The sequence below is a fragment of the Azotobacter chroococcum genome, assembly GCF_002220155.1.
In the GTDB taxonomy this organism is placed as follows: Bacteria; Pseudomonadota; Gammaproteobacteria; order Pseudomonadales; family Pseudomonadaceae; genus Azotobacter; species Azotobacter chroococcum.
Map to the genome: position 1 here is coordinate 2,992,425 of NZ_CP011835.1, position 22,729 is coordinate 3,015,153.

A 22,729-nucleotide genomic window follows, 5' to 3' on the forward strand; every position below is an offset into this window, starting at 1 on the left:
TCTCCCGCAGCTCATTTCAGCTCGGCGCGGACCTTGCCGAGCAGCGCCTCGACTTCCCTGTGCCGACCGGCATCGGCGACGCCGCGGCCGGGGCGCGGCGGTGCGGCCTGCGCCTTCTGCAGCGCCGCGAGCGCCTCGGGATAACGCTTCTCGCGATACAGGAAGTCAGCATAGAAGTAGTTGGGGTCGATGCCGTCAGGGTTCAGGCCCAGGGCCTGCTTGAGCAGCGTCTCGGCGCGCTCGTCGTCGCCGAAGCCGAGCGGCCAGCCCGGCACCTGGTAGTAGAGGGTGCCGAGACTGGTGTAGGCCGAGCCGTCGAGGGCCTTGGGATCGATCGCCAGGGCCTGCTCGAAGCTCGCCCTGGCCTGCTTGGCCAGGTCCAGCGCGCCCAGCCCGCCCCTGGCGCCGGCCCAGGTGCTGAGGACGATGCCGCGCCAGATCAGCAGTTCGGCCGAGTTCGGCTCGCTCTTGAGCGCTGCCTCGGCCTCGCCGGCGAGACGCTCGAAGGCCACCTCGCGCTGTGCCTCGGGCAACTGGTAGTTGATCTCGGCCCAGCGGTTCTGCAGGTGCCGCAGGCTCAGGGTACCGGCGTCGCTGAGGGCGAAGCCGGGCAGACTGAAGGCCAGCGTGCCGCCCAGCAGCAGGGCGCGCAGGAGGGATGTGTTCATGGGGTGCCTCGTTCGGTGAGGGTGGGATCTTCGCTCAGGACTTGCCGCGGGCAAAGCGCTGGATGACCGGCAACTGCTTGCGCAGGGCCTGGTCGACGACCCGCGGCAACAGGCTGTTGAGGCGCACGAAGAGCTTTTCCGGCCAGCCCAGGTAGAGTTCCTCCTGCTCGCGCAGGATCGCCTCGGCGAGTGCCGCGGCCACCGTCTGCGGATCGTCCATGGCCACCTTCAGCTCGTCGTTCATCGCCACCACGTTGTCGGCGTTCATGCCCGTGTGGGTCGCCCGCGGCGCGACGTAGAGCACCTTGACCTGGGTATCGGCGAGTTCGCGGCGCAGAGCCTCGGAGAAGCCGCGCACGGCGAACTTGCTGGCGCAGTAGGCCGTGAAGCCGGGATAGCCGAGGGAGCCGAAGGTCGAGCCGACGTTGACCACCAGGGCGCGCTCCTGCAGGCGCAGCAAGGGCAGCAGGCGATGGGTGAGCTGCAGGGTGGCGGTGACGTTCAGCCCGATCAGCTCGGCGATGCCCTCCTCGTCATGGTCCTCCAGCAGGCTGAAGCGGTTGACCCCGGCGGCGTTGATCAGCGTGTTCAGGCCGCCGAAGCGCCGGGCCGCGGCCAGCACCGCCTGGCGCCCCTCGGCCTCGGCGATGTCCGCCTGGACGATTTCCAGCTGGGCCGGATAGCGCTGCTGCAGGGCCTGCAGGGGCTCGAGATGGCGGCCGGCCAGGAGCAGCCGGGCACCGCCCTCGCAGAGCCGGACGACCAGCGCCTGGCCGATGCCGCCACTGGCGCCGGTGATCAATCCTCGACAATCGGACAACTGCATTTCTCCCTCCTCAGGCCGTCAACGGCAGGCTGCGAAACATGTCGCCATACAGGCGATAGACCACCTTCGCGGTATGCACCACCGCGGCCTGGTCCTCCTCATTATCCAGCTGATTCATCAGCCCCTTGAAGAGCTCGATGTGCTCGAGGTCGAGGCTGCCGTGCGAGGTCAGGTAGCTGAACGCCTGCGCCGGCAGTCCCAGTGACTCCTGGAGAGAGCCGGCGGCGCGGGTGGCGACGGCGACGCTGGTGCCCTCGAGCACCTGGACCATGCCGAAGAAGCTCACCGGGTTGCCGCGGGCGATGCGGTCGTAGACGTAGCTGACCATCAGCTCGGTGGGCAGGTTGGGCGTGGCGCGGTGCACCGCCTCGGCATCGCCGCCACAGGCGCGGATGTCGTTGAGGATCCACTCCTGGTGGCCGTATTCCTCCTCGATGTACTCGGCGATCGCCTCGCGCAGCCATTCCAGGCGCTCGGGCAGGCGCGCGCCGCAGGCCATCAGGAGCGGCACGGTGTGCTTGACGTGGTGATAGGCCTGGCCGAGAAACGCCAGGTAGCTGGACAGACCGAGCCGGCCCTGCAGCGCCTGCCCGATGAGCGGTGCCGCCAGCAGGTACTCGCGCTCGGCGGCGGTCTGCTCTTGCAACCTCGTATGGAAATCCATGGTGTCTCCTCAGGGAATGGGGGTGGCCAGCACACGCTCGATGGCCGTCCGGTAATGCTGGAACAGCGCCGCCCGGCGCAGCCTGCCGTTGGCGGTGGCCAGGCCGTTGGCGACGCTGAAGGGTTGTTCGGCGCGCAGCCAGTGATGGACGCGGGCATAGTCCGGCAGGCCGGCGTTGACCCGCGCCACGGCCCGCGCCAGCGCCTCGTCGTCGATCCCGGCCGAGCGCGGCTGCAGCACCGCCACGTTGGCGGGCTGCGCCTCGCCGTGCAGCCAGGCCTGGGCGATCGGCAGCTGCTGCACCAGTTCGGCCTCGACCCATTCCGGATTGACGTTGCGCCCGAAGGCGGTGACGAACTGGTGCTTCTTGCGCCCGTGCAGGACCAGGAAGTCGCCCTCGAAGTGGCCGAGATCGCCGGTGCCCAGCCAGTCGCCGGCCGGCGCCGGCTCGCCGAAGTAGCCGAGCATCCGCGCGCCGCGGACCAGCACCTCGCCGTCGTCGGCCAGGCGCACCTGCAGATGCGGCAGGGGCCGGCCGACACTGCCGATGCGGCGCTGTCCGGGCGTATTCAGGCAGACCACCGAGGCGCACTCGGACAGCCCGTAGCCCTCGAACACCGGCAGGCCGAGGGCCTCGGCGCGCTCCAGCAGCTGCGGCGCGACCCGACCGCCGCCGACCGCGACGAAACGCAGGGAGTCGGGCAGCGGCGAGCCGCTTTCCAGAACCGTCACCCAGGCCAGCAGCAGCTGCGGCAGGAGGATCAGGCTGTTCGGACGGCTGCGCTGCAGCGTTCCGAGAAAGCGCGGCAGGTCGAAGCGGCTGGCCCCCTCGAGGCCCACCTGGGCCAGCGGCACCAGCTCGACCAGCGCGCCGCCGAGCAGCAGCGCATAGAGGCCGGCGACGTTCTCCAGCAGCACCGCGAGCGGCAGCACGCACAGGTGACGCTCGATCCCGCTCGGCCCGCAGGCCTGCCAGATGCTGGTGGCCACGCGCAGCTGCGCTCCGGCGTCGAGGCAGACGCCTTTCGGCTGGCCGGTGGTGCCGGAGGTGTAGGTGATCTTCAGGGTTCCCGCCGGCAGCTCGGCGACCTGTGCCGGCCGACGCTGCGAGAACCCCTCGGCCAGCGACTCGAAGCCCAGCGGCGCATGGCGGGAAGGATCGGCGGCGATCAGCGTGTCGACGCCGGCGCTGTCCAGCACGTGGCGCTGCTGGTCGGCGGAGAAGAAGCCCGGCAGGGGTATGCAGACGACGCCGGCGCGCAGCGCCGCCAGATCCCAGAGCGCCCATTCGATGCCGTTGTCCAGCTCCAGCGCCAGGCGCCGGGCAGCGATCCGGCGCAGATAGCCGGCCCGCATTTCGATCTCGTCGAGCAGCTGGCGGTAGCTCAGCCGCCGCTCGCCCTCCTGCAGCGCCGGCCGCTCGCCATGGGCCGCCAGGGTTTGCCAGAAGGACTCAACCGCAGGCGACATCGGCGATCTCCTGATACAACGGCCGATAGCCGAGGCGCTGATAGGTGGCGGAGGCCTGCAGACGCTTGTGGGTTTCGGCCACGTTCGCCGCCATGACCTGGGGATGACTGTCGTAGTAGCGGCCCCAGTCGGCCAGATCCGCGCCCATGCGGGCCGGGTCCGCCGGACCCAGCTCGACCAGCGGCAGGCCCAGGCGCTGGAAGCTGTTCAGCAGCATCGCCGTGCCGGTGAAGACCACCCAGCGAAAGCCCTGGGCGCCCACCAGGTCGGTCAGTGCGGTGATCAGCAGGCGTGCGCCGCCCGGCCCCTGGGCGGCGAAGTTGCCCACCTCGACGAGGTCCTGGCGCGCCACCGGCAGGCCCGTGCGTGCGCTGACGACGCGCTCGATGGGCTCATCCAGATAGCGCTCGAGAAACAGCCCCTCCATGCCACTGGCAGGACGCAGGCCGGCGGCCGCCTGCACCTTGCCGTCCTCGTCCTCGAAACCCAGCAGACAGGGCATGAAATGATGGATGTGCGCCGCGTAGTAGTCGGCGAAGCGGGCGCGGATGAAGGCTTCCAGCGCGTGGCGCCGGGCCGAGCCCGGGCTGGGCTTGACCAGATGCACACTCAGCGACCGCTGGCGCCCGATCAGTGCCAGCGGTTCGTGCTGTTCCCATGACAGCTCCATCTTGCAGACCTCGGCGGGTGGGGGGATTGGGAGCATTCTTGTTCCCCCACCCTTAACAAACGCTTAAGTCTGTAAAGGCGCGCAAGCCGTCAGCACAAGCCAGCGCTACCGCCACCGGACCGACTAAGCTGCATTCACGCTCTGGCGATGACCAGGGTCGCTCGAAACGACGTCCCAAGCGAACGACAGCGAATACAGCTCAGACAGGAGCCGCATCCCGATGCCTGCAACGATCAGAGGGAAGCTGATCGCCCTGATTCTGGCCGTGACGGTTTCCCGGGAAACCGTCGCCAGCTCGGCGCCGCCCGGCGGGTTCGCCGAAGACGCCAGCGCCAGCCTGCTGCTGCGCAACGGCTACGTCTATCGCGACAACCAGGACGCCGTGCGCGACCAGTCGCGCTGGGCCCAGGCCTTCATCGCCACCTTCGAGTCCGGCTTCAGCCAGGGCCCCCTGGGCGTCGGCCTGGACGCCTACGGCCTGTTCGCCGTCCGGCTCGACACCGGCAAGAGCCGCGACGACGGCGACATCGCCTACTTTCCCACCGACAGCGACGGCGATCCCGAAGAGGATCTGGGCGAGCTCGGCCTCGTCCTCAAGCTGCGGCTGTCCAATACGGTATTGAAATACGGCGATCAGCTGCCCGCCTTGCCGGTGCTGTCCTACGACAGTTCCCGCCTGCTGCCGCAGACCTTTCGCGGCGTTCTGCTCGAAAGCGGGGAAACCGACGGCCTGAGCCTGCATGCCGGACGCTTCACGGCGCAAAACGACAACAACCACAGCGGTCGGGATGTGCCGGGGCGGGAACTGGACTCCATCGAGCTCATCGGCGGCAGCTATGCCTTCAGCGATCAGCTGAGCGCCACCCTGTACTTCTCCGACATCGAGGCGATGGCCAGGAAGCGATACGCCAATATCGCCTGGCGGCTGCCCCTCGCCGAAGAGCGCTCCCTGGAACTCGATTTCGACTTCTACCGAACCCGCTACGATCGGGATTACACCCAGACCGGCAAGGACGAGGACAACCGCATCTGGAGCCTGATGGCCACCTACCATTGGGGATCCCATGCCTTCATCCTCGCCTGGCAGCGCTCCATCGGCGGCTTCGAGAGTCTCGACGACGACGGCCAGCCGGTCACCCACGGCTACGATTTCGACTTCGGCGACGGCGGAGACGCCAACTACCTGGCCAACGCCTTCTACTCCGACTTCAACCGCAAGGACGAACGCTCCTGGCAGATCGGCTACGAGCTGGACTTCACCGACTACGGGGTGCCGGGGCTGAGCTGGAAGAGCGCCTACGTGCACGGCAGCCAGATCGACACCGGCCGGGGCGGCATGGCGAGCGAACGGGAGTTCTACAACCAGATCCAGTACGTGGTGCCGGAAGGCGCAGCCAGGGACTTGTCGATCAACCTCTATGGCTCGATCTACCGCGCCAGCCGCGACCTGAACCAGGACCTGAACGAGATCTGGCTGTTCGTCGAATACCCGCTGGAGCTTCTCTGAACCCCGGATTCAGCCTCTGCGGCGTGCCCAGGCGCCACCGAGGGCGCCGGTCAGGCAGCCGGCGACCAGTCCGGCGACATGCGCGGCATTGGCGATGGCCCCCAGCCCCAGAGCGGTGACCAGTCCGGACAGGCAGACCAGCAGCCAGATCAGCATCATCACCACCACGCCCGGCGGCAGGCGATAGGCCGCGCCGGGCGCGAGCCGGTGGAAGATCCAGCAGTGGCCGAGCAGGCCGTAGAGCACCCCGGACAGGCCGCCGAACAGCGCCGGGCCGCCGAACAGGTATTGCGCGACGTTGGACGCCAGGCCGAACAGCAGGGTCAGGAGCAGCAGCATCAGCGCCCCCTGGCGAGCCTCGATGCGCTGTCCCAGCTCCCAGTACCAGAGCGCGTTCATCGCCAGGTGCAACCAGCCAAAGTGGATCAGCATGGGGGTCAGCAGGCGCCACCACTGCCCGGCAGCCAGGCTTTCCGCCAGGGGGACGAAATACAGGTAGTCGCCCTGGATGTGGAATTCCTGGAAGGTCAGCCAGCCGACGGCGGCGAGGTTGTCCCCGAGCAGGGTCAGGCCCGCCACCAGCAGGGTCGCCAGCAGCATCAGGGAGGTCAGGGGACTGCGGCGCAGTTGACGGAAAATGCCGGAAGTACTGCGGCGCGGTGGTGCCGGCAGCGCGCCCTGCGGATCACCCTCGGGAAAGCGCGCATAGAGCAGGCCCACTTCCCGGACCAGGCGGGAATCGGGCACCCAGAGCACCTGCTCGCCGCCCTCCTCGCTGACCCGGTGGGGCACGCCCAGACGCTGCAAGAGGGCGACGAAGCCGCTGAGATCGGTCCCCAGCGGCAGGCGCAGGGCCTCAATCGCTGTATTCATGGGGAGCCTCCGGACGCTCCACCTCGACCCAGGCGAACTTGTCGGGATCGAGCCGGGTCTCCTGGTCCAGGCGGTAGGCCACCAGCTTGCCGAACATCACCGCACTGTAGTCGAGACAGGCCAGGTTGGGACGAATCAGCGCCGGCTGCCCGCGGCGCCAGTAGTGGCCGACGAACAGCGGCGGCTGGTCGGCGTCGTAAAAGGGCAGCTCCGCCCGGTGCGCGCGGGAAATCGGCATCTGCGCGACGGGCTCGGGCAAGGCATCCGGCTGGAAGACGATATCGCCGTAGGTCTGCGGCTCGTCCGCCCAGAACTTGGTACGGAAGGTCTCGCGGACCAGGCCGTCCCGGCCGGTCAGCGTCATGCCATGGGGCAGGCGCATGTTGATGCCGCGCAGCAGGCGCTCGAAGACCTGGTGGGCGAAGGTGTCGGGCAGTGCGGAAGCCTTCAGAAAGGACTCGTCGATCAGGCCTTCCGGGTATTGCTGGCGCAAGGGCTCGATCAGGCTGCTGTCCCAGCAGGCGTGCACGACCCGGAAGCGACCGGCATCGATGAACAGCGGCAGCTCGTAGAACCAGTCGAGAAAGGCCCGCCAGTCGCCCGGATGATTGGCGAGCTGCGTGAGCGTCTCGTGGATCAGGTGCTCGTTGCGCGCGGTATGCTCGCGCACGTACTGCAGGCCGCTGTCGGGCGGCGCCTCGGTGGACCAGCCCAGCAGATTGTATTCGTGGTTACCCATGATGCACAGCGCCTGGCCGGCCTCGACCATGTCGTGCACCAGATGCAGGGCCTCGCGGATGCGTGGGCCGCGATCGACGATGTCGCCGACGAACAGCGCCATTCGCCACGGATGACGCCACACACCGCCCTGACGCCGATAGCCGAGGCGCTCGAGCAGGGCCTCCAGGCTATGGCCGCAGCCATGCACGTCGCCGATCAGGTCGTAGCTGCGCAGCGGATCGACCAGCATCAGCTGCCACCGCCCAGACGGCTGCCCCAGCCCAACTTGGTCCGGCACACCTCGTAATAGTTGTGGTCCAGCGGATGGATCAACTGCAGCCGCTGCGGCTTCTTGCTGATGGTGACGATGTCGCCGGGCGAACAGGTGAAATGGTTCTGCCCGTCGCAGGAAACCTGGGGATAGATGTCCATCTTCGGCGACACCACGATCTTCAGCTCGCTGTTGCCGGCGACCACGATCGGCCGGCTCGACAGGGTGTGCGGATACATGGGCACGATGACGATGGCGTCCAGCTTGGGATGCATGATCGGCCCGCCGGCCGACAGGGCATAGGCGGTGGAGCCGGTCGGCGTGGAGACGATCAGGCCGTCGGACTTCTGGCTGCTGACGAACTGCCCGTCGATGTACAGCTCGAACTCGATCATCCGCGTCGACTTGCCCGGGTGCAGCACCACATCGTTCAGCGCATCGCCCTGGCCGATCGGCTCGAGCTTGCGGCGCACCTGGGTCTCCAGCAGGAAGCGGCTCTCGACGGTGTACTGGCCGTCGAGCACCTCGGCGACCCGGGTTTCCAGCTCGTCGGGACGGATGTCGGTGAGAAAGCCCAGACTGCCGCGGTTGATGCCCAGCACCGGCACCTTGTAGCGGGCCAGGGCACGCGCCGCGCCGAGCATGCTGCCGTCGCCGCCGACGACGATGACCATGTCGCAGACCTCGCCCAGCTGCTTGCGCGAGGACACCTGGAGACCATGCCCGGGCAGGAGTTCGGCAATACTCTCGTCGAGGATCACATGGAGGTGTCGGTCGAGCAGAAATCTCTTCAGTCGGCGGATGGTGTCCACCACCTGGGTACTACCTAGGCGACCGATGATGCCAATATTGCGAAAGTGCTCCATGGGGCTCCTGCGGGGGCTGCGTTACAGGCAAGAGGCAATTATGCGGGAAAGCCGGGCAGAGCGGCAAACCACCTCCAATGGGGGGGAAGCGGGGCCTTTCGGCAGCCTCGCCGACCTCCCTGCGCGCCTTCGTCAGCCCCAGATCCGCGACCTGGCCTGGACCCTGCTGTCGCCCCCCCTGCTCGCCGCCACCGCCTGGCCGCAGCGCCATCCACTGGCGGCCAGCGACTGGGCCCACAATCCGGCCGGCCTGGCCGACTGGCTGCGGGCGCTGGACGCCTGCAGCACCCCGCTGGATACCTGGCTGGCGCAGCACCCGACGCGCCGCCTGGGCCTCTATTACGAGCGGCTCTGGCAGTTCGCCCTGAACCAGGCGCCTGGAGTCCGCCTGCTCGCCGCCAATCTGCCGATCCGCCTGGGCAGCAACACCCTGGGTGAGCTGGACCTGCTGCTGCAGGATGCCGAAGGGGTGCATCACCTGGAGCTGGCGATCAAGCTCTATCTCGGTCCGGCAGGAAGCCCTGAGCAGCATCCGGCCCGCTGGATCGGTCCCGGCCGGCATGACCGGCTCGACCTCAAACTGGAGCACCTCGAGCGGCATCAGCTGCCGCTGTCGAGCAGTCCGGCGGCCCGGGCGATCCTGAACCAACTCGGCGTCGCCGACCTGCAGGCCGGCTGCTGGCTCGGCGGCTATCTGTTCTATCCCTGGCCGGATGGATGCCCGCCCCCTGCCGGTGCCAACCCGGCGCACCTGCGCGGTCGCTGGCTGGCGCGACGCGACTGGCCGAACTTTCTGGCCGGCGCTTCCGCAGGCTGCTGGCAGCCCCTGCCCCGCCATGCCTGGCTGGCCCCAGCTCGCATCGAGACAGCGGATCTCTGGCCGCCGGCCATCCTGCAAGACTGGTACGCAGGGCTGGCCCCTGACGCACCAGCACAGCTGCTGGCCCGACTGACGGCGGATTCAGCCGGCGAATGGCTCGAGGCGGAACGGGTATTTCTGGTCGGCGACAGCTGGCCGGCCCCACGCTAACCTGGCGTCAGCCGCGGGCTCCCAGCGCCTGCAGGTGCCCGGCCAGCGCCCTCCGTCCCTGCAGCCCGCCGGTGTGCACGAAAACCAGCCGGCTGCCACGGGGAATGCTGCCGCACGCGACCTGCTCGCGCAGCGCCAGCAGAGCCTTTCCGGTATAGACGGGATCCAGGGGAATGCCCCCCTCCCGCTCGCTGTCGAGGATGAAGCGCGCCAGCGCCGCGTCGAGCCGGGCAAAGCCACCGCGACTGGCGTCCAGCAGACGATAGCCGGCATCGGCCATCCCGGCCTCGGCAAGAATCGCCCGGACCTGCGGCGCCACGCCATGACTCGCCGGCACCGCCAGGGCGCCATGCACCGGATGGGCTCCAGCTTCGGCAAGGACCAGGCCGGCCAATGTGGTTCCGGTACCGGCGGCCAGCCACCAGCCGTGGTAGTCGGACCAGCCGAGCCTCTCCAGCTGGGGCGACAGCATGTCCCGCAGCCCCCTGCAACCCTGCGCGCCGGTCAGGCCGCCGCCGCCCTCCGGGACCGGATGCAGCTGGGGATAGCGCTCGCGCCAGGTATCCCAGAAGCCGTCCCGGTGGCGCGCCCGATAACCGCCGTAGCCGAGCCAGTGCAAGTGCATGCCGAAGGCCTGCAGATCGCGCACGGTCGGGGTTTCGCAGGGCTCGCCGCGCAGCAGCCCGACCGTGGGGAAGGCGAAGCGCTTCCCGGCCGCAGCCAATGCATGCAGGTGATTGGAATGGGGACCGCCCAGGCTGATCAGCCCCGTTGCTCCCTGACGCGCAGCTTCCGTCAGGTGGGGCGCCAGCTTGTACCACTTGTTGCCGGAGATCAGCGGGTCGATCAGGTCGAGCCGCAATACGCCGACCTCGACGCCGGCAGCGGCCAGCCAGCCCAGCGCAAGGGGCTGCAGTGGCGCCTGCGGCGACCAGCGAATAGTCAGCACGGGGGTCAGCTGGCGTTGCGCAGGCGGCTGCCCGACTTGTGCCGCGAACAGCAGTTGGATTCGCCCGCGACGAAACGCTGGGGACTGTCGACCCGATCGATCGGCAGCGCGCAACGCCTGCCGCCGGGCAGCTCGGCCTCGCAGAGCGGTTGCTGGAAGTGGTCCAGCCACTGGCGATACCGCTCTTCGCTGACCGAGCACTTGCCTGCAGCGTAGGCCATGGGGTTCTCCTGATAGCGGGCGATGTCCTGCAGCGGAATGGTCAGGTGACCCGCGCCGGGGTGATAGACCACGAAGGTCAGGCCCAGGCCGGCCAGCCTCTCGAGGGCCTGCTCGACACCCCGGGCCGCCAGCTGCGCATGTTCATGCTGGAGCCTGAGAATTTCCTCCTGCCCCTGCCTTTCGCGCTCTGCGCGGGCGGCCAGCTCGGTTTCGAGCTCACCGACCCGGCTCTGCAGCGTCTGCTCGGTACGAAGCTGCTCGTCCGCCTGCACGCCACGCTCGCGCATCTGCTCGGCGAGCAGGCGGGCTACCTCGGCCTCCGCCCGCGCCAGAGACTCGGACAGGGCTTGCCGTTGTGCCTCAAGGCTGGCATTCAGCGCCTGTTGCCTCCGCAGCTGTTCGCGCAGTTGCTGCACCTCGGCCTGCAGGGCTCCGGCCTGACGCTCGGCGGCCTGCTTCAGTCTTCCCAGCGCCTCCTCCTGATAGCGGTTCAGATCGCGAATATGCAGGCGCTGTCGCTTGATCAGACGGGCGGTCTTCCGCCGCTGTTCGTCATTCCAGTCCTTGCCGGGCAAGGCACGGGCATTGGCGGCCACTCCCCGGCTCCGAGTCGCCGGCAAGGAGGGGGTCAATCCACCCGCTGTCGCCATTCCCTCCTCTTCACTGAGCAGGCCAAGCTGGTTGCGCCTGGCTGCATCACGCAGCGACAGGAGATCCTGCGGCTCGGGATCCCACAGATGCATCTGATGCCAAGGCACGGAACATTGGCTGCGGCAGACCAGACGAATAGGTCCGGCACCGAGATCGGCCCCCGGGCCGGCACGCTCGGACAGTTGTCGCAAGGGGATATTCCAGCTGGGATCGGCTGCACCGTCTTCGTCGAAATCCAGGTGGAAGAAGACCGCGGCCCGCACTGCAAGCCTGGGAGAAATCAGCACATAGGCAAGACGCACCTGCTGATCGGCCAGATCCGGCAGCCCGACGACACCATCGAGTACGGCCTCGAACTCCGGAAGGAGCATCTCCCGGCACACGCCGTGTTCATTGAAGAACATCACGGCCTCAACCATTTTCAGTTTTTTCTGCACGCTCTCGGTCCCTTATCGTGTTTTCCTGATTCATGGCTTCAGCCTGCCGCATCGGCTGCTCCACAAGGCACGCCAAGTCTAGGTAAAAGAAGCCTGACAGCAACGTGAGGCAATCGGCAGTCACTCGGAGCGACGCCCACGCCCGAGGAGCGCAGGAGGAAACTGTGAAGCACTCACTGATGGCCTTTTGACGCACAATTGCCAGCTCAGTTCCACAAGCGACAGTGCCGCCTTGGCATTCCTGGCGCCCCTCCCTACCCTGAACAGACTTTCACGCTGCCACCCAGCTCATGCGCAAACTCCAGCTCATCCCGGCCTTGCTGATCCTCGCCGCCCTCCTCGGCACTTATGCGAACTGGAGCGCCCCCGGCTCGGCCGGACATTACCTGGCCAACCTGCGCAGTACGCTCATTCATGAAGAGGGAACGCTGGAGGCCAAAGCCAATCTGCTGGTCGTTCGCCCCGAACTGTTTCCCAGCGACTACCGCAGCCCGGAGCATCTGCGTTTGAAGCTCGCCGCCATTCTGGACAAAGCGCGTGACAATGGCCTGCTCAACGAGCACAGCGTGGTCGCCCTGCCCGACCAGATCGGAACCTGGCTGCTACTCGGCGGCGAAAGAAGCGAGCTCTATAGCGCCCGGAGCCTTTCCGAAGCGCAGGCATGGCTGGTTCTGGACAATTCACACCAGTTGGCCTGGACCTGGCTGCAGAGCGAGGGTTTTCCCGGAATGGGGGAAACCCTGCTGCGCATGAAGGCGGAAAAGACCGCCCGTGACTATCAGCAGCTGTTCGGCTCCCTGGCCCGGGAATACCGCATCACCCTGCTGGCAGGCTCTCTGCTCCTGCCTGAGCCGCGCCTGGAGAACGGCACGCTGCATACCGGCAAAGGGCCGCTCTACAACTTCGCCCCGGTTTTCGGCCCGGATGGCAACCTGCTCGGCACGCCCCAAACACAGGCCTGCCCGGCAAAGGCTACCGGGCAGGCCACGGTACAGGAGGTTCACACGGAAAAGCTGAAGGTGCTGGTCAGCCGCCAAGGATGCCGGTCACCCAGCCTGGTGAGATCGGCGGGCATGCAGACCGGGATAGCGTTGTTTCTGCGAGGCCGACTGTGGCCACTCGAAGACTTGACGGAGTGCTGCGGGCAATCAGCCCCCGAACAGGAAAGGGTGGCGCCTGGCAGCCATCTGCTGACTATCCGGAGTAGTCTGGAACCCTCGACAGACTTGCCAGCAGAAGAGGGCCAGTGATCAGACGCGCACTCACATTTCAGTGGCATCTTCCGCCGGCTCCGCGGGATCTCGCTCGGCAGCGTGGAATTCGAGAAGTTCTTCTTGATAGTCATCCATAGGGATCGCTCCTGATCGACTGGTTATTTGGAAAGACAATAGACAAAGTCCATGCCAAAAAGCCTAGACGAATCAGATGACCATTGAATTAAAAGCAAGCTCAATGAAAAAGCCTCCAGACATTGCTGTCTGGAGGCTTTCATGTATGGCGCAGCGGACGGGACTCGAACCCGCGACCCCCGGCGTGACAGGCCGGTATTCTAACCGACTGAACTACCGCTGCGTGTCGGCTGGACTTTCGTCCATTTTCGCAAGCTCTGGTGGCTGATGACGGGATCGAACCGCCGACCCCCTGCGTGTGATGCAGGTGCTCTCCCAGCTGAGCTAATCAGCCATCGCCTTGCGAGGTGGCGCGCAATTTACCCACCAATCAGCGCTAAGTCAACAGCCTGCCTGATTTTTTCTTCGCAAGGACGAATCAAGAAGTATAAGGCAGCCCCGCTCATGCCTCGGCGAAGGAAAGACACACCATGGCACAAGACGCTCCGCAACAGCCCCAAAACGGGGCACACATCTTCCGAAGCAAAAGAAGAAGTCCTGACTGACCGAACAATCAGTCCAGATAGATCATCTTGCGCGTCATGCCGCCGTCGACAATGAACTCCTGGCCGGTGACGAAGCCAGCCCGGTCCGACAGCAGCCAGGCGACCAGGGCGGCGACATCCTCGACCGTCCCTACCCGGCCGGCAGGATGCTGGGCATGACTCTGCGCAGACAGCGGCGCCTGCCGGCGCTCGCCGGGGCTGCGCGAATCGATCCAGCCGGGACTGACGGCGTTCACCCGGACATCCGGCCCAAGACTGATCGCCAGGGCATGAGTAAGCCCCAGCAGCCCTCCCTTGCTGGCCGCGTAGGCCTCGGAGTTCGGCTCGGACTGGTGTGCACGGGTCGAGGCGATGTTGACCATGGCGCCACGATGCGCCTGCAGATAGGCGGAACAGTGCTTGGCCAGCAGCAGCGGACCGGTCAGGTTGACCCCCAGCACCTGATTCCAGTGGCTGAGTTTCAGTTCTGCCAGCGGAGGATTGCGGGGATCGGCGACGGCGGCATTGCAGACCAGCGCGTCGAGACGGCCGAATTGCCCGAGCACCTCGGCCACCCCCATTGCCACCTGGCTTTCCTGAGCGACGTCCATACCGACAAACCAGGCACTGCTGCCCAGCGCTCGGGCCACCTTGGCGCCGCGCTTGCGGTCGATGTCGGCCAGCACCACCTGCCAGCCTTCTGCGATCAGCCAGGCGGAGATGCCCAGTCCGATGCCACGCACCGCCCCGGTGACTAGGGCGACCTTGCCGTTGCTCTGCGGCTTGCCGGCCTCCAGGCTCAGGTCGATCACAACGCGGCCAGCCCGCGGGCGAGGTCAGCCTTGATGTCTTCGATGTCCTCCAGACCGACCGCCACGCGAATCAGGCTGTCGCTGATCCCGGCCGCCGCCCGCGCTTCTGGAGTCAGACGGCCGTGGGAAGTGGTGGCCGGATGAGCGATGGTGGTCTTGGTGTCGCCCAGATTGGTGGTAATGGAGATCATCCGGGTGTTGTCGATGACCCGCCAGGCAGCCGCCCTGTCGCCTTTGACCTCGAAGCTCACCACCGCGCCAAAACCGCCCTGCTGGCACTTGGCCAATTCGTGCTGCGGGTGGCTGGGCAGGCCAGCGTAGTAGACCCTGGCCACCTGCGGCTGCTGCTCCAGCCACTCGGCCAGCGCCTGGGCGCTGGCGCAGTGGGCCAACATGCGCACCTTGAGGGTCTCCAGTCCCTTGAGGAACAGCCAAGCGTTGAACGGGCTGAGGGTCGGACCGGCGGTACGCAGGAAGCCGACCACCTCCTGCATCAGCTTGGCGCTGCCGGCCACCACGCCGCCGAGACAGCGCCCCTGGCCATCGATGTACTTGGTCGCCGAGTGGATGACGATATCGGCGCCGAGGGCCAGCGGCTTCTGTAGCACCGGGGTGCAGAAACAGTTGTCTACCGCCAGCAATGCACCCTTGCTGTGAGCGATCTCGGCCAATGCAGCGATGTCGACCAGCTCGGCCAGCGGATTGGACGGCGACTCGACGATGAACAGCTTGGTGTTCGACTTGCAGGCCGCGGCCCAGGCGTCCAGGTCGGCCAGCGGCGGATAGTCGACCTCGATGCCGAAGCGCTTGAAGTACTTGTCGAACAGGCTGATGGTCGAGCCGAATACGCTGCGCGATACCAGCACATGGTCACCGGCGCTGCACAGGCTCATCACCATGGCCAGGATGGCGCCCATGCCGGACGCCGCGGCAACTGCCTGCTCGGCGCCCTCCAACGCAGCGATGCGCTCCTCGAAGGTGCGCACCGTAGGGTTGGTATAGCGAGAGTAGACGTTGCCGGGCTGCTCGCCGGCAAAGCGGGCAGCCGCATCGGCGGCGCTGCGGAACACGTAGCTGGAGGTCATGAACAGGGCTTCGCCGTGCTCACCCTCGGGAGTACGGCGCTGGCCGGCACGCACGGCCAGGGTGTCGAAGCCGGCCCCCTCCAGGTCGCTGTCCAGCCGCCCGGCATCCCACTCGGTCGTCATATCCTTTCCCCTCGCATGAGAGCGGCAGTCGCCACTCGGAGCTTCAAGCGTCTTCGCTTGCCGCTCAGTTGTTGTACAGGTCGATGATTGCACTGACCGCATTGTTGCGGACCTTGCTGGCATCGTTGCGGGCCTTCTCGATGCGCTCCAGATAAGCCGCATCGATGTCGCCGGTGACGTACTTGCCGTCGAAGACAGCACAGTCGAAGTTGTCGATCTTCACCTTGCCGCCGCCTACCGCATCGATCAGGTCGGACAGATCCTGGTAGACCAGCCAGTCGGCGCCAATCAGTTCGGCCACCTCCTCGGTGCTGCGGCCATGGGCGATCAGCTCGTGGGCACTAGGCATGTCGATGCCGTACACGTTGGGATAGCGCACCGCCGGCGCCGCCGAGCAGAAGTAGACCTTCTTGGCGCCAGCCTCGCGGGCCATCTGGATGATCTGCTTGCAGGTGGTGCCGCGCACGATGGAGTCGTCCACCAGCATGACGTTCTTGCCGCGGAACTCGAGGTCGATGGCGTTGAGCTTCTGGCGCACGGACTTCTTGCGCGCCGCCTGCCCCGGCATGATGAAGGTACGGCCGATGTAGCGGTTCTTGACGAAGCCCTCGCGAAACTTCACCCCCAGGTGGTTGGCCAGCTCCAGCGCCGCGGTACGGCTGGTGTCGGGAATCGGGATGATCACGTCGATGTCGTGCTCGGGGCATTCGCGGAGGATCTTCTCGGCCAGCTTCTCGCCCATGCGCAGCCGCGCCTTGTAGATCGAGACGCCGTCCATGAAGGAGTCGGAGCGCGCCAGGTAGACATGTTCGAAGATGCACGGCGAGTACTTCGGACTTTCCGCGCACTGGCGGGTGAACAGCTTGCCGTGCTCGGTGATGTAGACCGCCTCGCCCGGCGCCAGGTCGCGGATCAGGCTGAAGCCGAGCACGTCGAGGGCGACGCTTTCCGAGGCGATCATGTACTCCACGCCCTCGTCGGTCTGACGCTGGCCGAAGACGATCGGGCGAATCGCATTGGGATCGCGAAAGCCGACGATACCGTAGCCGGTAATCATCGCCACCACGGCGTAGCCGCCCCGGCAGCGGCGATGCACGCCGGAAACCGCGGCGAACACGTCTTCCTCCGTCGGCTGCAGCTTGCCGCGCACCGCCAGCTCATGGGCGAAGACGTTGAGCAGCACCTCGGAGTCGGAGCTGGTATTCACATGACGCAGGTCGGACTCGTAGATTTCCCGGGACAACTGGTCGACATTGGTCAGGTTGCCGTTGTGCGCCAGGGTGATCCCGTAGGGAGAGTTGACGTAGAACGGCTGCGCCTCGGCCGAACTGGAGCTGCCGGCCGTGGGGTAGCGCACGTGACCGATGCCCATGTGGCCGACCAGACGCTGCATGTGCCGCTGCTGGAACACGTCGCGAACCAGGCCATTGTCCTTGCGCAGGAACAACCGGCCCTCATGGCTGGTGACAATACCGGCAGCGTCCTGGCCGCGATGCTGAAGGACGGTAAGCGCGTCATACAGCGCTTGATTGACGTTGGACTTACCGACAATACCGACGATGCCACACATGTGACGCAACCCCTGCTAGTAGTTCAGGCTAATTCCGGGCGCCCGCCGAGGCCGGCCCCATCTGTCTTTCGGAGGCTCAGCGCGGCACGCTTATCCCGCTGGCAAACCACTGGCTGGAAAATCCGAGAATGAGATTTTTCGACCAATCGGCGACTATCAGGAAGTGCGGTAGCAGGATCGACTGTTGCCACCAGGCATCCTGCTGCACCGGCGCCAGACTGAGCAGGCCGACCAGCAACACCACCAGCAACCCTCCCCGGGCAGCGCCGAAGACCATGCCGAGCACGCGATCCGTGCCGGACAGGCCGGTGACGCGCACCAGCTCGCCGATGAGGAAGTTGACCAGTGCACCGACCAGCAGAGTCGCCACGAAGAGAATCGCGCAGGCGGCAATGACCTGCAGCGAGGGCGTGGCAATGTAGCCGACCAGATGCTGCGAGAGCGCTCCGCCAAACATCCAGGCGATGACGCCGGCGATGATCCAGGTGACCAGCGACAGGGCTTCCTTGACGAAGCCCCGCGTCAAGCTGACCAAGCTGGAAACGGCGACGATCGCGATGATCGCCCAATCGACCCAGGTGAATGCCACGGCTCAACCCATGAATGGAAAAGGCGCTGCATTCTAGCAGAGCCCCTTCTGTTCGAGTAGGAACCCAAGCCCATTGGCCAAGTCCGCGCCCGCGATGCGGCCGGCGAAGCCAACCGCTCAGCCGCGCTCGGGCTGAAAACGCACGACGAAACCGCTGAGATTGTGCTGCCGCTTGAGCTGATCGCGCAGGCGGTTGGCCTCGCTCCGCTCGATAACCGGCCCGACGTAAACCCGGTTCATCCCGTCCACATGACGGATGTAGGCGTTGTAGCCCTGGCTGCGCAGGGTCTTCTGCAAGGCCTGGGCATTGGCACTGTTGGACAGGCTGGCCAGCTGGATCGACCAGCTGGCCGGCAGGCTGTTGGCATCCAGCCGGCTGGCCTCAGCTACCTTGGCCTGTGCCGGCGGCGGGGCGGGATTGGCCGCCTGGGTCTTGTCCCGCGTACTGCTGGTGGAAGCTGCCGGCACGGCCGGAGTGGCCGGCGTGCTGGCAACAGCCGTGGAAGGTGGCGGCTCCTCGGGCAGAATCACCGGCTCCGGTACCGCGACCGGCTCCACCTCGACACGCGGCGCAGGCGGTGCCTTCGGCATGGGCGGCGCCTCGACCACCACCTGCCGCACCTCGTCCTCGCGGGTGAACAGCATGGGCAGGAAGATCACTGCCAGTGCCAGCAGCACCAGGGCGCCGATCATCCGCTGCTTGAGCCTCTTATCCAGCCAGGCCATCCTGTTTTTCCTCCTGCCGACTCAACCACTCCAGCGCCTCGGCCACACAATAGAATGAGCCGAACACCAGAATCTCATCACACTCGGCGGCCCGCCGGCACTGCTCCTGCAGTGCTTCGGCGATGCCGGCGCAAACGGCAACCTGCGCCCCACGCTCCTGCAGGGCAGCCGCAAGCTCCTGGGCAGAGAGGCTTCTCGGGGTCGGCAGCGGCGCCACCGCCCAGCTCCGGACTTGCGGCAACATGGGCTCCAGCACACCAGGCAGATCCTTGTCGGCGAGCAGGCCGAAAACCGCCAGGCGCCGCCCTTCTGGCGGCTGCGCGGCCAGATGCCGGGCCAGGTAGGCCGCGGCATGTGGGTTGTGCCCGACATCCAGCAGGAAGGACAGCCGCTTGCCCTGCCAGCGAATGTGGCGCCGCTCGAGACGCCCGCTCAGGCGCGTGGCACTCAAGGCCTGCGCAAGGCACCCGGCGTGCCAGGGTAGATCGAGCAAGGCATAGGCCTGCAGCGCCAGAGCCGCGCTCTCCACCGGCAGCTCGAGCTGCGGCAGCCCCTGCAACTCGAGCCTGCCGCCTGCGGCAGTGCAACCACGCCAGTCCCAGGCACCGTCCCCGGGCGTCAGCTCATAGTCGGGACCACGCCTGTAGAGCGGCACCCCCAGCGCCGCGGCCTGCTCGAGCAGGGGTGCCGGCGGGTCCGGCTCGCCGCAGACGGCCGGCCGTCCGGCGCGGAAGATTCCGGCCTTCTCGAAAGCCACCGAGTCGCGGGTATCGCCCAGCCATTCGACATGATCCAGAGCAATGCTGGTGACTACAGCCACATCGGCGTCGACCAGATTGACGGCGTCCAGCCGCCCTCCCAGCCCCACTTCCAGCACGACGGCATCCAGCCCGGCCCGCTCGAACAGCCAGAAGGCCGCGAGGGTGCCCATCTCGAAATAGGTCAGGGAGATCTCGCCACGCGCCGCCTCTACCGCAGCAAAGGCCAGACACAGTTCGACATCGTCGACCTCGCGGCCATCGATCCGCACCCGCTCGTTGTAGCGCAGCAGGTGGGGGGAGCTGTAGACGCCGACCTTAAGCCCCTGCGCGCCCATCAGCGAAGCGAGGAAGGCACAGCTGGAGCCCTTGCCGTTGGTCCCGGTAACCGTCACTACCCGTGGCGCCGGACGCCCCAGTCCCAGCCGGAGCGCCACCTCGCGCGAGCGCTCCAGGCCCATGTCGATGGCCGTGGGGTGCAGTCGCTCGAGATAGGCGAGCCAGTCGGCGAGACTGCGCTCGATCATGCCGTGGCAACATCCATGGCCAGATCGGTAACAGTTTCCTCGGTTGCCTCGGTGCTTGCCGAGGTGGACGCGGACCAATGCGTCAGCTGGGCGAGCAGACGGGCCAGGCGCGAACGCAGCTCCTGGCGAGGAATGATCAGGTCGATGGCGCCGTGCTCCAGCAGGAACTCACTGCGCTGGAAACCCTCGGGCAGCTTCTCGCGCACGGTCTGCTCGATCACCCGGGGACCGGCAAAGCCGATCAGCGCCTGAGGCTCGGCGACGATGACATCGCCGAGCATGGCCAGGCTGGCGGAAACGCCACCATAGACGGGATCGGTCAGTACCGAGATGAACGGAATGCCCTCCTCGCGCAGACGCGCCAGAACCGCGGAAGTCTTGGCCATCTGCATCAGCGAGATCAGCGCTTCCTGCATTCGTGCTCCGCCGGATGCCGCGAAGCAGATGAAGGGACAACGTCGCTCGAGGGCCACGTTGGCCGCCTGCACGAAACGCTCGCCGACGATGGCGCCCATGGAGCCGCCCATGAAGGAAAACTCGAAGGCGCAGGCAACTACCGGCATGCCCTGCAGGGTGCCACTCATGGAAATCAGCGCGTCCTTCTCGCTGGTCTGCTTCTGCGCTGCGGCAAGACGATCCTTGTATTTCTTGCTGTCGCGGAACTTCAGCCGGTCCACCGGCTCCAGTTCCGCACCGATCTCCTCGCGCCCCTCGGCATCGAGGAAAATGTTCAGCCGAGTGCGCGCGCCGATGCGCATGTGGTGATCACACTTGGGGCAGACCTCCAGGGTCTTTTCCAGCTCGGGCTTGTACAACACTGCGTCGCAGGACGGACACTTGTGCCAGAGGCCTTCCGGCACCGAGCTTTTCTTCACCTCGGAACGCATGATCGAGGGGATCAGCTTGTCTACCAACCAGTTGCTCATGTTTGATGTTCTCCGCAGCTTTGGGGACCCGACGCATGACGTCCCATGGCCCCATGCCTATTTTTGAGCAAATTCACGAAATACCCACCCGCGGGCGGGATCCCTACCCTGGCGATCACCCACCAGGCCGGAACCCATTGTCATGCCAGCCAGCAGTTACCTGAGCGACGGGCGCCCAGCGGCGCCGTCATGAACAGCAGAGCCAATGCGCAGCGGAAGCCAGTCTCGCGGCATCGGCGGCTCGCTAATGGACGGCTGGGAACCGTCTGCCGTCACACTGCAGACCAGCAGCCACCCTCCCCCTACAGCCCGAGAAGTGGGAAACGCAATCCCTGCCCCTCCCCTCAAGCACTCTGCACCTCGCGGATGAAGGCACGAATCTTCTCGGCATCCTTCACTCCCTTGCCCACCTCGACACCGCCACTGACATCCACCGCATAGGGGGCGACCTGGGCGATTGCGCTGCGCACGTTCCGAACGGTCAGCCCGCCAGCCAGGATCACCGGCTTGGGCAGGACGCGCGGTACCAGTGACCAATCGAAGGCCTCGCCGGTTCCGCCCGGCACGCCAGGAACATAAGTATCCAGCAGAATCCCGCTGGCATTGCGGTATTCGAGGCAGCGAGCGGCGACATCCTCACCAGGACGGACCCTCAGTGCCTTGATGTAGGGACGGCGATGGCCATCGCAGTCGGCTGGCGTCTCATCGCCGTGAAACTGCAGGAGATCCAGCGGCAGCACGTCGAGGATCTCGCCGATGTCACGGCGGCTGGCATTGACGAAAAGCCCGACCGTAGTCACGAACGGCGGCAAGGCGGAAACGATCGCCTGCGCCTGCTGCAGCGTCACTGCTCGCGGACTGTGGGGATAGAACACCAGACCAATGGCATCGGCACCTGCCTCGGCGGCCACGAGGGCATCCTCGACTCGGGTAATCCCACAGATTTTGCTGCGAACGGCTGCCAATTTGTTTACACCCAGAGAGAGGTTCCGAATGGTAACAAAAGGATCACCCGCTGCAAGCCCGATCGGCCACCCAGCGATCGATCAGGCTTGCCGACAGTCCGGAAGGCCCGACAGAAAATGCGGCCCCAGGTAGCGCTGCGGCAACTCGAACTCTTCCGGATAGTCGACCTGCACCAGATACAGGCCGTAGGGATGTGCCGTCACCCCACCCTTGCGACGCTGGCGACCGTCCAGCACTTCCCTCGCCCACTCGACAGGCCGCTCGCCCGCACCTATGGTCATCAGCACCCCGGCGATATTTCGCACCATGTGATGCAGGAAGGCATTGGCATGGATGTCCAGCACGATCAAACGACCATGCTGGATCAGCTGCAGATGATGAACCGTCTTGATCGGCGACTTGGCCTGGCACTGGCGGGCGCGAAAGGCGCTGAAGTCATGGCAACCGACCAACGCCTGGGCAGCCAGGCGCATGCGCTCGATGTCCAGCGGTCGGTGATTCCAGGTAACTTCCTCGGCCATGTGTGCCGGGCGGATCGGATCATTGTAGATGACATAGCGATAACGCCGGGCCATAGCGCTGAAGCGCGCATGGAAATGCGCCGGCATTTCCCTGGCCCAGGTAACGCTGATATCAGGAGGCAGATTCATGTTGGCCCCCATGGTCCAGGCGTGCATGCTGCGCTCGATGGGGGTATCGACATGCACAACCTGTCCACTGGCATGCACCAGGGCATCGGTACGCCCGGCACACACCACGCTCAGCGGAACGCCACCGGCGACCCTGGACAAGGCCGACTCGAGCGCCGCCTGTATCGAGGCCACCTTGGGACTCTGACGCTGGAAGCCATGGTAGCGGGAGCCCCGGTACTCGACTCCCATAGCCACCCGGTAAAAACCAGCGGCAGCCACTTCGGCTGCCGCGCTCGGTACGATTTCTTCGGTCATCGA

General features: G+C 66.2%; 22 protein-coding genes and 2 tRNA genes. 3 read left to right on the forward strand and 21 right to left on the reverse strand.

The window, feature by feature from the left end:
* Positions 1-11 precede the first annotated feature (11 nt).
* The 5 genes from ACG10_RS13775 to ACG10_RS13795 are packed head-to-tail and all read right to left on the reverse strand — an operon-like array spanning position 12 to position 4,298.
* Positions 12-668, reverse strand: a complete 657-nt coding sequence (locus ACG10_RS13775) for a tetratricopeptide repeat protein (RefSeq protein ID WP_089168652.1) — start codon at positions 666-668, stop codon at positions 12-14.
* Between the two features lie 34 nt (positions 669-702).
* A complete protein-coding gene (locus ACG10_RS13780; RefSeq protein WP_039803138.1) occupies positions 703-1,494 on the reverse strand; it encodes an SDR family oxidoreductase in 792 nt (263 codons plus the stop codon).
* 10 nt (positions 1,495-1,504) lie between these two features.
* Positions 1,505-2,158, reverse strand: a complete 654-nt coding sequence (locus ACG10_RS13785) for a TenA family transcriptional regulator (RefSeq protein WP_089168653.1) — start codon at positions 2,156-2,158, stop codon at positions 1,505-1,507.
* A 9-nt stretch (positions 2,159-2,167) separates the two neighbouring features.
* Positions 2,168-3,628, reverse strand: a complete 1,461-nt coding sequence (locus ACG10_RS13790) for an AMP-binding protein (RefSeq protein ID WP_089168654.1) — start codon at positions 3,626-3,628, stop codon at positions 2,168-2,170.
* Positions 3,612-4,298 carry a thermostable hemolysin gene (locus ACG10_RS13795; protein WP_039803131.1) on the reverse strand — a complete coding sequence of 229 codons (687 nt, stop codon included), beginning with the start codon at positions 4,296-4,298 and terminating at the stop codon, positions 3,612-3,614. Before ACG10_RS13795 ends, ACG10_RS13790 begins: the two co-directional genes overlap by 17 nt.
* 220 nt (positions 4,299-4,518) lie before the next feature.
* Here ACG10_RS13795 and ACG10_RS13800 point away from each other — a divergent pair, with 220 nt between their 5' ends.
* Positions 4,519-5,805, forward strand: coding sequence for an OprD family outer membrane porin (locus ACG10_RS13800; protein WP_089168655.1), 1,287 nt, complete (start codon positions 4,519-4,521; stop codon positions 5,803-5,805).
* A 9-nt stretch (positions 5,806-5,814) separates the two neighbouring features.
* Here ACG10_RS13800 and ACG10_RS13805 read toward each other — a convergent pair whose 3' ends face one another.
* From ACG10_RS13805 to ACG10_RS13815, 3 genes are read right to left on the reverse strand one after another with little or no spacing between them, the layout of a single operon-like run.
* Entirely contained in the window at positions 5,815-6,678 is an 864-nt protein-coding gene (locus ACG10_RS13805) for a rhomboid family intramembrane serine protease (RefSeq protein WP_198318947.1), read from the reverse strand.
* The gene (locus tag ACG10_RS13810; protein ID WP_198319084.1) at positions 6,662-7,645 is read right to left on the reverse strand and encodes a metallophosphoesterase; all 984 of its coding nucleotides are present in this window, start codon (positions 7,643-7,645) and stop codon (positions 6,662-6,664) included. Before ACG10_RS13810 ends, ACG10_RS13805 begins: the two co-directional genes overlap by 17 nt.
* Positions 7,646-7,647: 2 nt before the next feature.
* The gene (locus ACG10_RS13815; protein WP_089168657.1) at positions 7,648-8,535 is read right to left on the reverse strand and encodes an NAD(+) kinase; all 888 of its coding nucleotides are present in this window, start codon (positions 8,533-8,535) and stop codon (positions 7,648-7,650) included.
* 40 nt (positions 8,536-8,575) lie between these two features.
* Between ACG10_RS13815 and ACG10_RS13820 the strand changes: the two genes are divergently transcribed.
* The gene (locus tag ACG10_RS13820; RefSeq protein WP_089168658.1) at positions 8,576-9,565 is read left to right on the forward strand and encodes a DUF1853 family protein; all 990 of its coding nucleotides are present in this window, start codon (positions 8,576-8,578) and stop codon (positions 9,563-9,565) included.
* Between the two features lie 7 nt (positions 9,566-9,572).
* Here the strand turns inward: ACG10_RS13820 and ACG10_RS13825 are convergent, their stop codons facing one another.
* Positions 9,573-10,514 carry a 1-aminocyclopropane-1-carboxylate deaminase/D-cysteine desulfhydrase gene (locus tag ACG10_RS13825; RefSeq protein ID WP_198318948.1) on the reverse strand — a complete coding sequence of 314 codons (942 nt, stop codon included), beginning with the start codon at positions 10,512-10,514 and terminating at the stop codon, positions 9,573-9,575.
* A 5-nt stretch (positions 10,515-10,519) separates the two neighbouring features.
* Positions 10,520-11,806 (reverse strand): hypothetical protein, encoded by a 1,287-nt coding sequence (locus ACG10_RS13830; RefSeq protein ID WP_089169894.1) that lies wholly within the window; start codon positions 11,804-11,806, stop codon positions 10,520-10,522.
* Between the two features lie 308 nt (positions 11,807-12,114).
* On the opposite strand from ACG10_RS13830, the gene ACG10_RS13835 reads away from it, so the two are divergent.
* Positions 12,115-13,074 carry a hypothetical protein gene (locus ACG10_RS13835; RefSeq protein ID WP_089168659.1) on the forward strand — a complete coding sequence of 320 codons (960 nt, stop codon included), beginning with the start codon at positions 12,115-12,117 and terminating at the stop codon, positions 13,072-13,074.
* A 245-nt stretch (positions 13,075-13,319) separates the two neighbouring features.
* Here ACG10_RS13835 and ACG10_RS13840 read toward each other — a convergent pair.
* From ACG10_RS13840 to truA, 11 genes are all read right to left on the reverse strand, one after another.
* A tRNA-Asp gene (locus ACG10_RS13840) sits at positions 13,320-13,396 on the reverse strand.
* Between the two features lie 35 nt (positions 13,397-13,431).
* Positions 13,432-13,507, reverse strand: a tRNA-Val gene (locus ACG10_RS13845).
* A 219-nt stretch (positions 13,508-13,726) separates the two neighbouring features.
* The gene (locus ACG10_RS13850) at positions 13,727-14,509 is read right to left on the reverse strand and encodes an SDR family oxidoreductase (protein ID WP_089168660.1); all 783 of its coding nucleotides are present in this window, start codon (positions 14,507-14,509) and stop codon (positions 13,727-13,729) included.
* Complete coding sequence (locus ACG10_RS13855) at positions 14,506-15,717, reverse strand: O-succinylhomoserine sulfhydrylase (protein WP_089168661.1); 1,212 nt, start codon at positions 15,715-15,717, stop codon at positions 14,506-14,508. The genes ACG10_RS13850 and ACG10_RS13855 overlap by 4 nt, the downstream gene beginning before the upstream one ends.
* Before the next feature lie 64 nt (positions 15,718-15,781).
* Complete coding sequence (gene purF / locus ACG10_RS13860; RefSeq protein WP_039803115.1) at positions 15,782-17,287, reverse strand: amidophosphoribosyltransferase; 1,506 nt, start codon at positions 17,285-17,287, stop codon at positions 15,782-15,784.
* Between the two features lie 76 nt (positions 17,288-17,363).
* On the reverse strand, positions 17,364-17,876 hold the full coding sequence (locus tag ACG10_RS13865) for a CvpA family protein (protein WP_039803113.1): 513 nt from the start codon (positions 17,874-17,876) through the stop codon (positions 17,364-17,366).
* A 117-nt stretch (positions 17,877-17,993) separates the two neighbouring features.
* Positions 17,994-18,602 (reverse strand): SPOR domain-containing protein, encoded by a 609-nt coding sequence (locus ACG10_RS13870; protein ID WP_198318949.1) that lies wholly within the window; start codon positions 18,600-18,602, stop codon positions 17,994-17,996.
* The gene (gene folC, locus ACG10_RS13875; protein WP_089168662.1) at positions 18,586-19,887 is read right to left on the reverse strand and encodes a bifunctional tetrahydrofolate synthase/dihydrofolate synthase; all 1,302 of its coding nucleotides are present in this window, start codon (positions 19,885-19,887) and stop codon (positions 18,586-18,588) included. Before folC ends, ACG10_RS13870 begins: the two co-directional genes overlap by 17 nt.
* Complete coding sequence (accD, locus tag ACG10_RS13880; protein ID WP_089168663.1) at positions 19,884-20,813, reverse strand: acetyl-CoA carboxylase, carboxyltransferase subunit beta; 930 nt, start codon at positions 20,811-20,813, stop codon at positions 19,884-19,886. Before accD ends, folC begins: the two co-directional genes overlap by 4 nt.
* 344 nt (positions 20,814-21,157) lie before the next feature.
* Positions 21,158-21,778, reverse strand: coding sequence for a phosphoribosylanthranilate isomerase (locus ACG10_RS13885; RefSeq protein ID WP_089168664.1), 621 nt, complete (start codon positions 21,776-21,778; stop codon positions 21,158-21,160).
* Positions 21,779-21,859: 81 nt separating this feature from the next.
* Positions 21,860-22,726 (reverse strand): tRNA pseudouridine(38-40) synthase TruA, encoded by an 867-nt coding sequence (truA, locus tag ACG10_RS13890; protein ID WP_089168665.1) that lies wholly within the window; start codon positions 22,724-22,726, stop codon positions 21,860-21,862.
* Positions 22,727-22,729: the final 3 nt, after the last annotated feature.

What these genes read in the sequence shown, in the direction of transcription:
- ACG10_RS13795 (WP_039803131.1), bottom strand. Translation starts at nt 4,298, where the DNA reads ATGGAGCTGTCATGGGAACAGCACGAACCGCTGGCACTGATCGGGCGC.
- ACG10_RS13815 (WP_089168657.1), bottom strand. Translation starts at nt 8,535, where the DNA reads ATGGAGCACTTTCGCAATATTGGCATCATCGGTCGCCTAGGTAGTACC.
- ACG10_RS13805 (WP_198318947.1), bottom strand. Translation starts at nt 6,678, where the DNA reads ATGAATACAGCGATTGAGGCCCTGCGCCTGCCGCTGGGGACCGATCTC.
- ACG10_RS13855 (WP_089168661.1), bottom strand. Translation starts at nt 15,717, where the DNA reads ATGACGACCGAGTGGGATGCCGGGCGGCTGGACAGCGACCTGGAGGGG.
- ACG10_RS13785 (WP_089168653.1), bottom strand. Translation starts at nt 2,158, where the DNA reads ATGGATTTCCATACGAGGTTGCAAGAGCAGACCGCCGCCGAGCGCGAG.
- ACG10_RS13790 (WP_089168654.1), bottom strand. Translation starts at nt 3,628, where the DNA reads ATGTCGCCTGCGGTTGAGTCCTTCTGGCAAACCCTGGCGGCCCATGGC.
- ACG10_RS13780 (WP_039803138.1), bottom strand. Translation starts at nt 1,494, where the DNA reads ATGCAGTTGTCCGATTGTCGAGGATTGATCACCGGCGCCAGTGGCGGC.
- purF (WP_039803115.1), bottom strand. Translation starts at nt 17,287, where the DNA reads ATGTGTGGCATCGTCGGTATTGTCGGTAAGTCCAACGTCAATCAAGCG.
- ACG10_RS13830 (WP_089169894.1), bottom strand. Translation starts at nt 11,806, where the DNA reads ATGGTTGAGGCCGTGATGTTCTTCAATGAACACGGCGTGTGCCGGGAG.
- accD (WP_089168663.1), bottom strand. Translation starts at nt 20,813, where the DNA reads ATGAGCAACTGGTTGGTAGACAAGCTGATCCCCTCGATCATGCGTTCC.
- ACG10_RS13820 (WP_089168658.1), top strand. Translation starts at nt 8,576, where the DNA reads ATGCGGGAAAGCCGGGCAGAGCGGCAAACCACCTCCAATGGGGGGGAA.
- truA (WP_089168665.1), bottom strand. Translation starts at nt 22,726, where the DNA reads ATGACCGAAGAAATCGTACCGAGCGCGGCAGCCGAAGTGGCTGCCGCT.
- ACG10_RS13870 (WP_198318949.1), bottom strand. Translation starts at nt 18,602, where the DNA reads ATGGCCTGGCTGGATAAGAGGCTCAAGCAGCGGATGATCGGCGCCCTG.
- ACG10_RS13800 (WP_089168655.1), top strand. Translation starts at nt 4,519, where the DNA reads ATGCCTGCAACGATCAGAGGGAAGCTGATCGCCCTGATTCTGGCCGTG.
- ACG10_RS13835 (WP_089168659.1), top strand. Translation starts at nt 12,115, where the DNA reads ATGCGCAAACTCCAGCTCATCCCGGCCTTGCTGATCCTCGCCGCCCTC.
- ACG10_RS13775 (WP_089168652.1), bottom strand. Translation starts at nt 668, where the DNA reads ATGAACACATCCCTCCTGCGCGCCCTGCTGCTGGGCGGCACGCTGGCC.
- folC (WP_089168662.1), bottom strand. Translation starts at nt 19,887, where the DNA reads ATGATCGAGCGCAGTCTCGCCGACTGGCTCGCCTATCTCGAGCGACTG.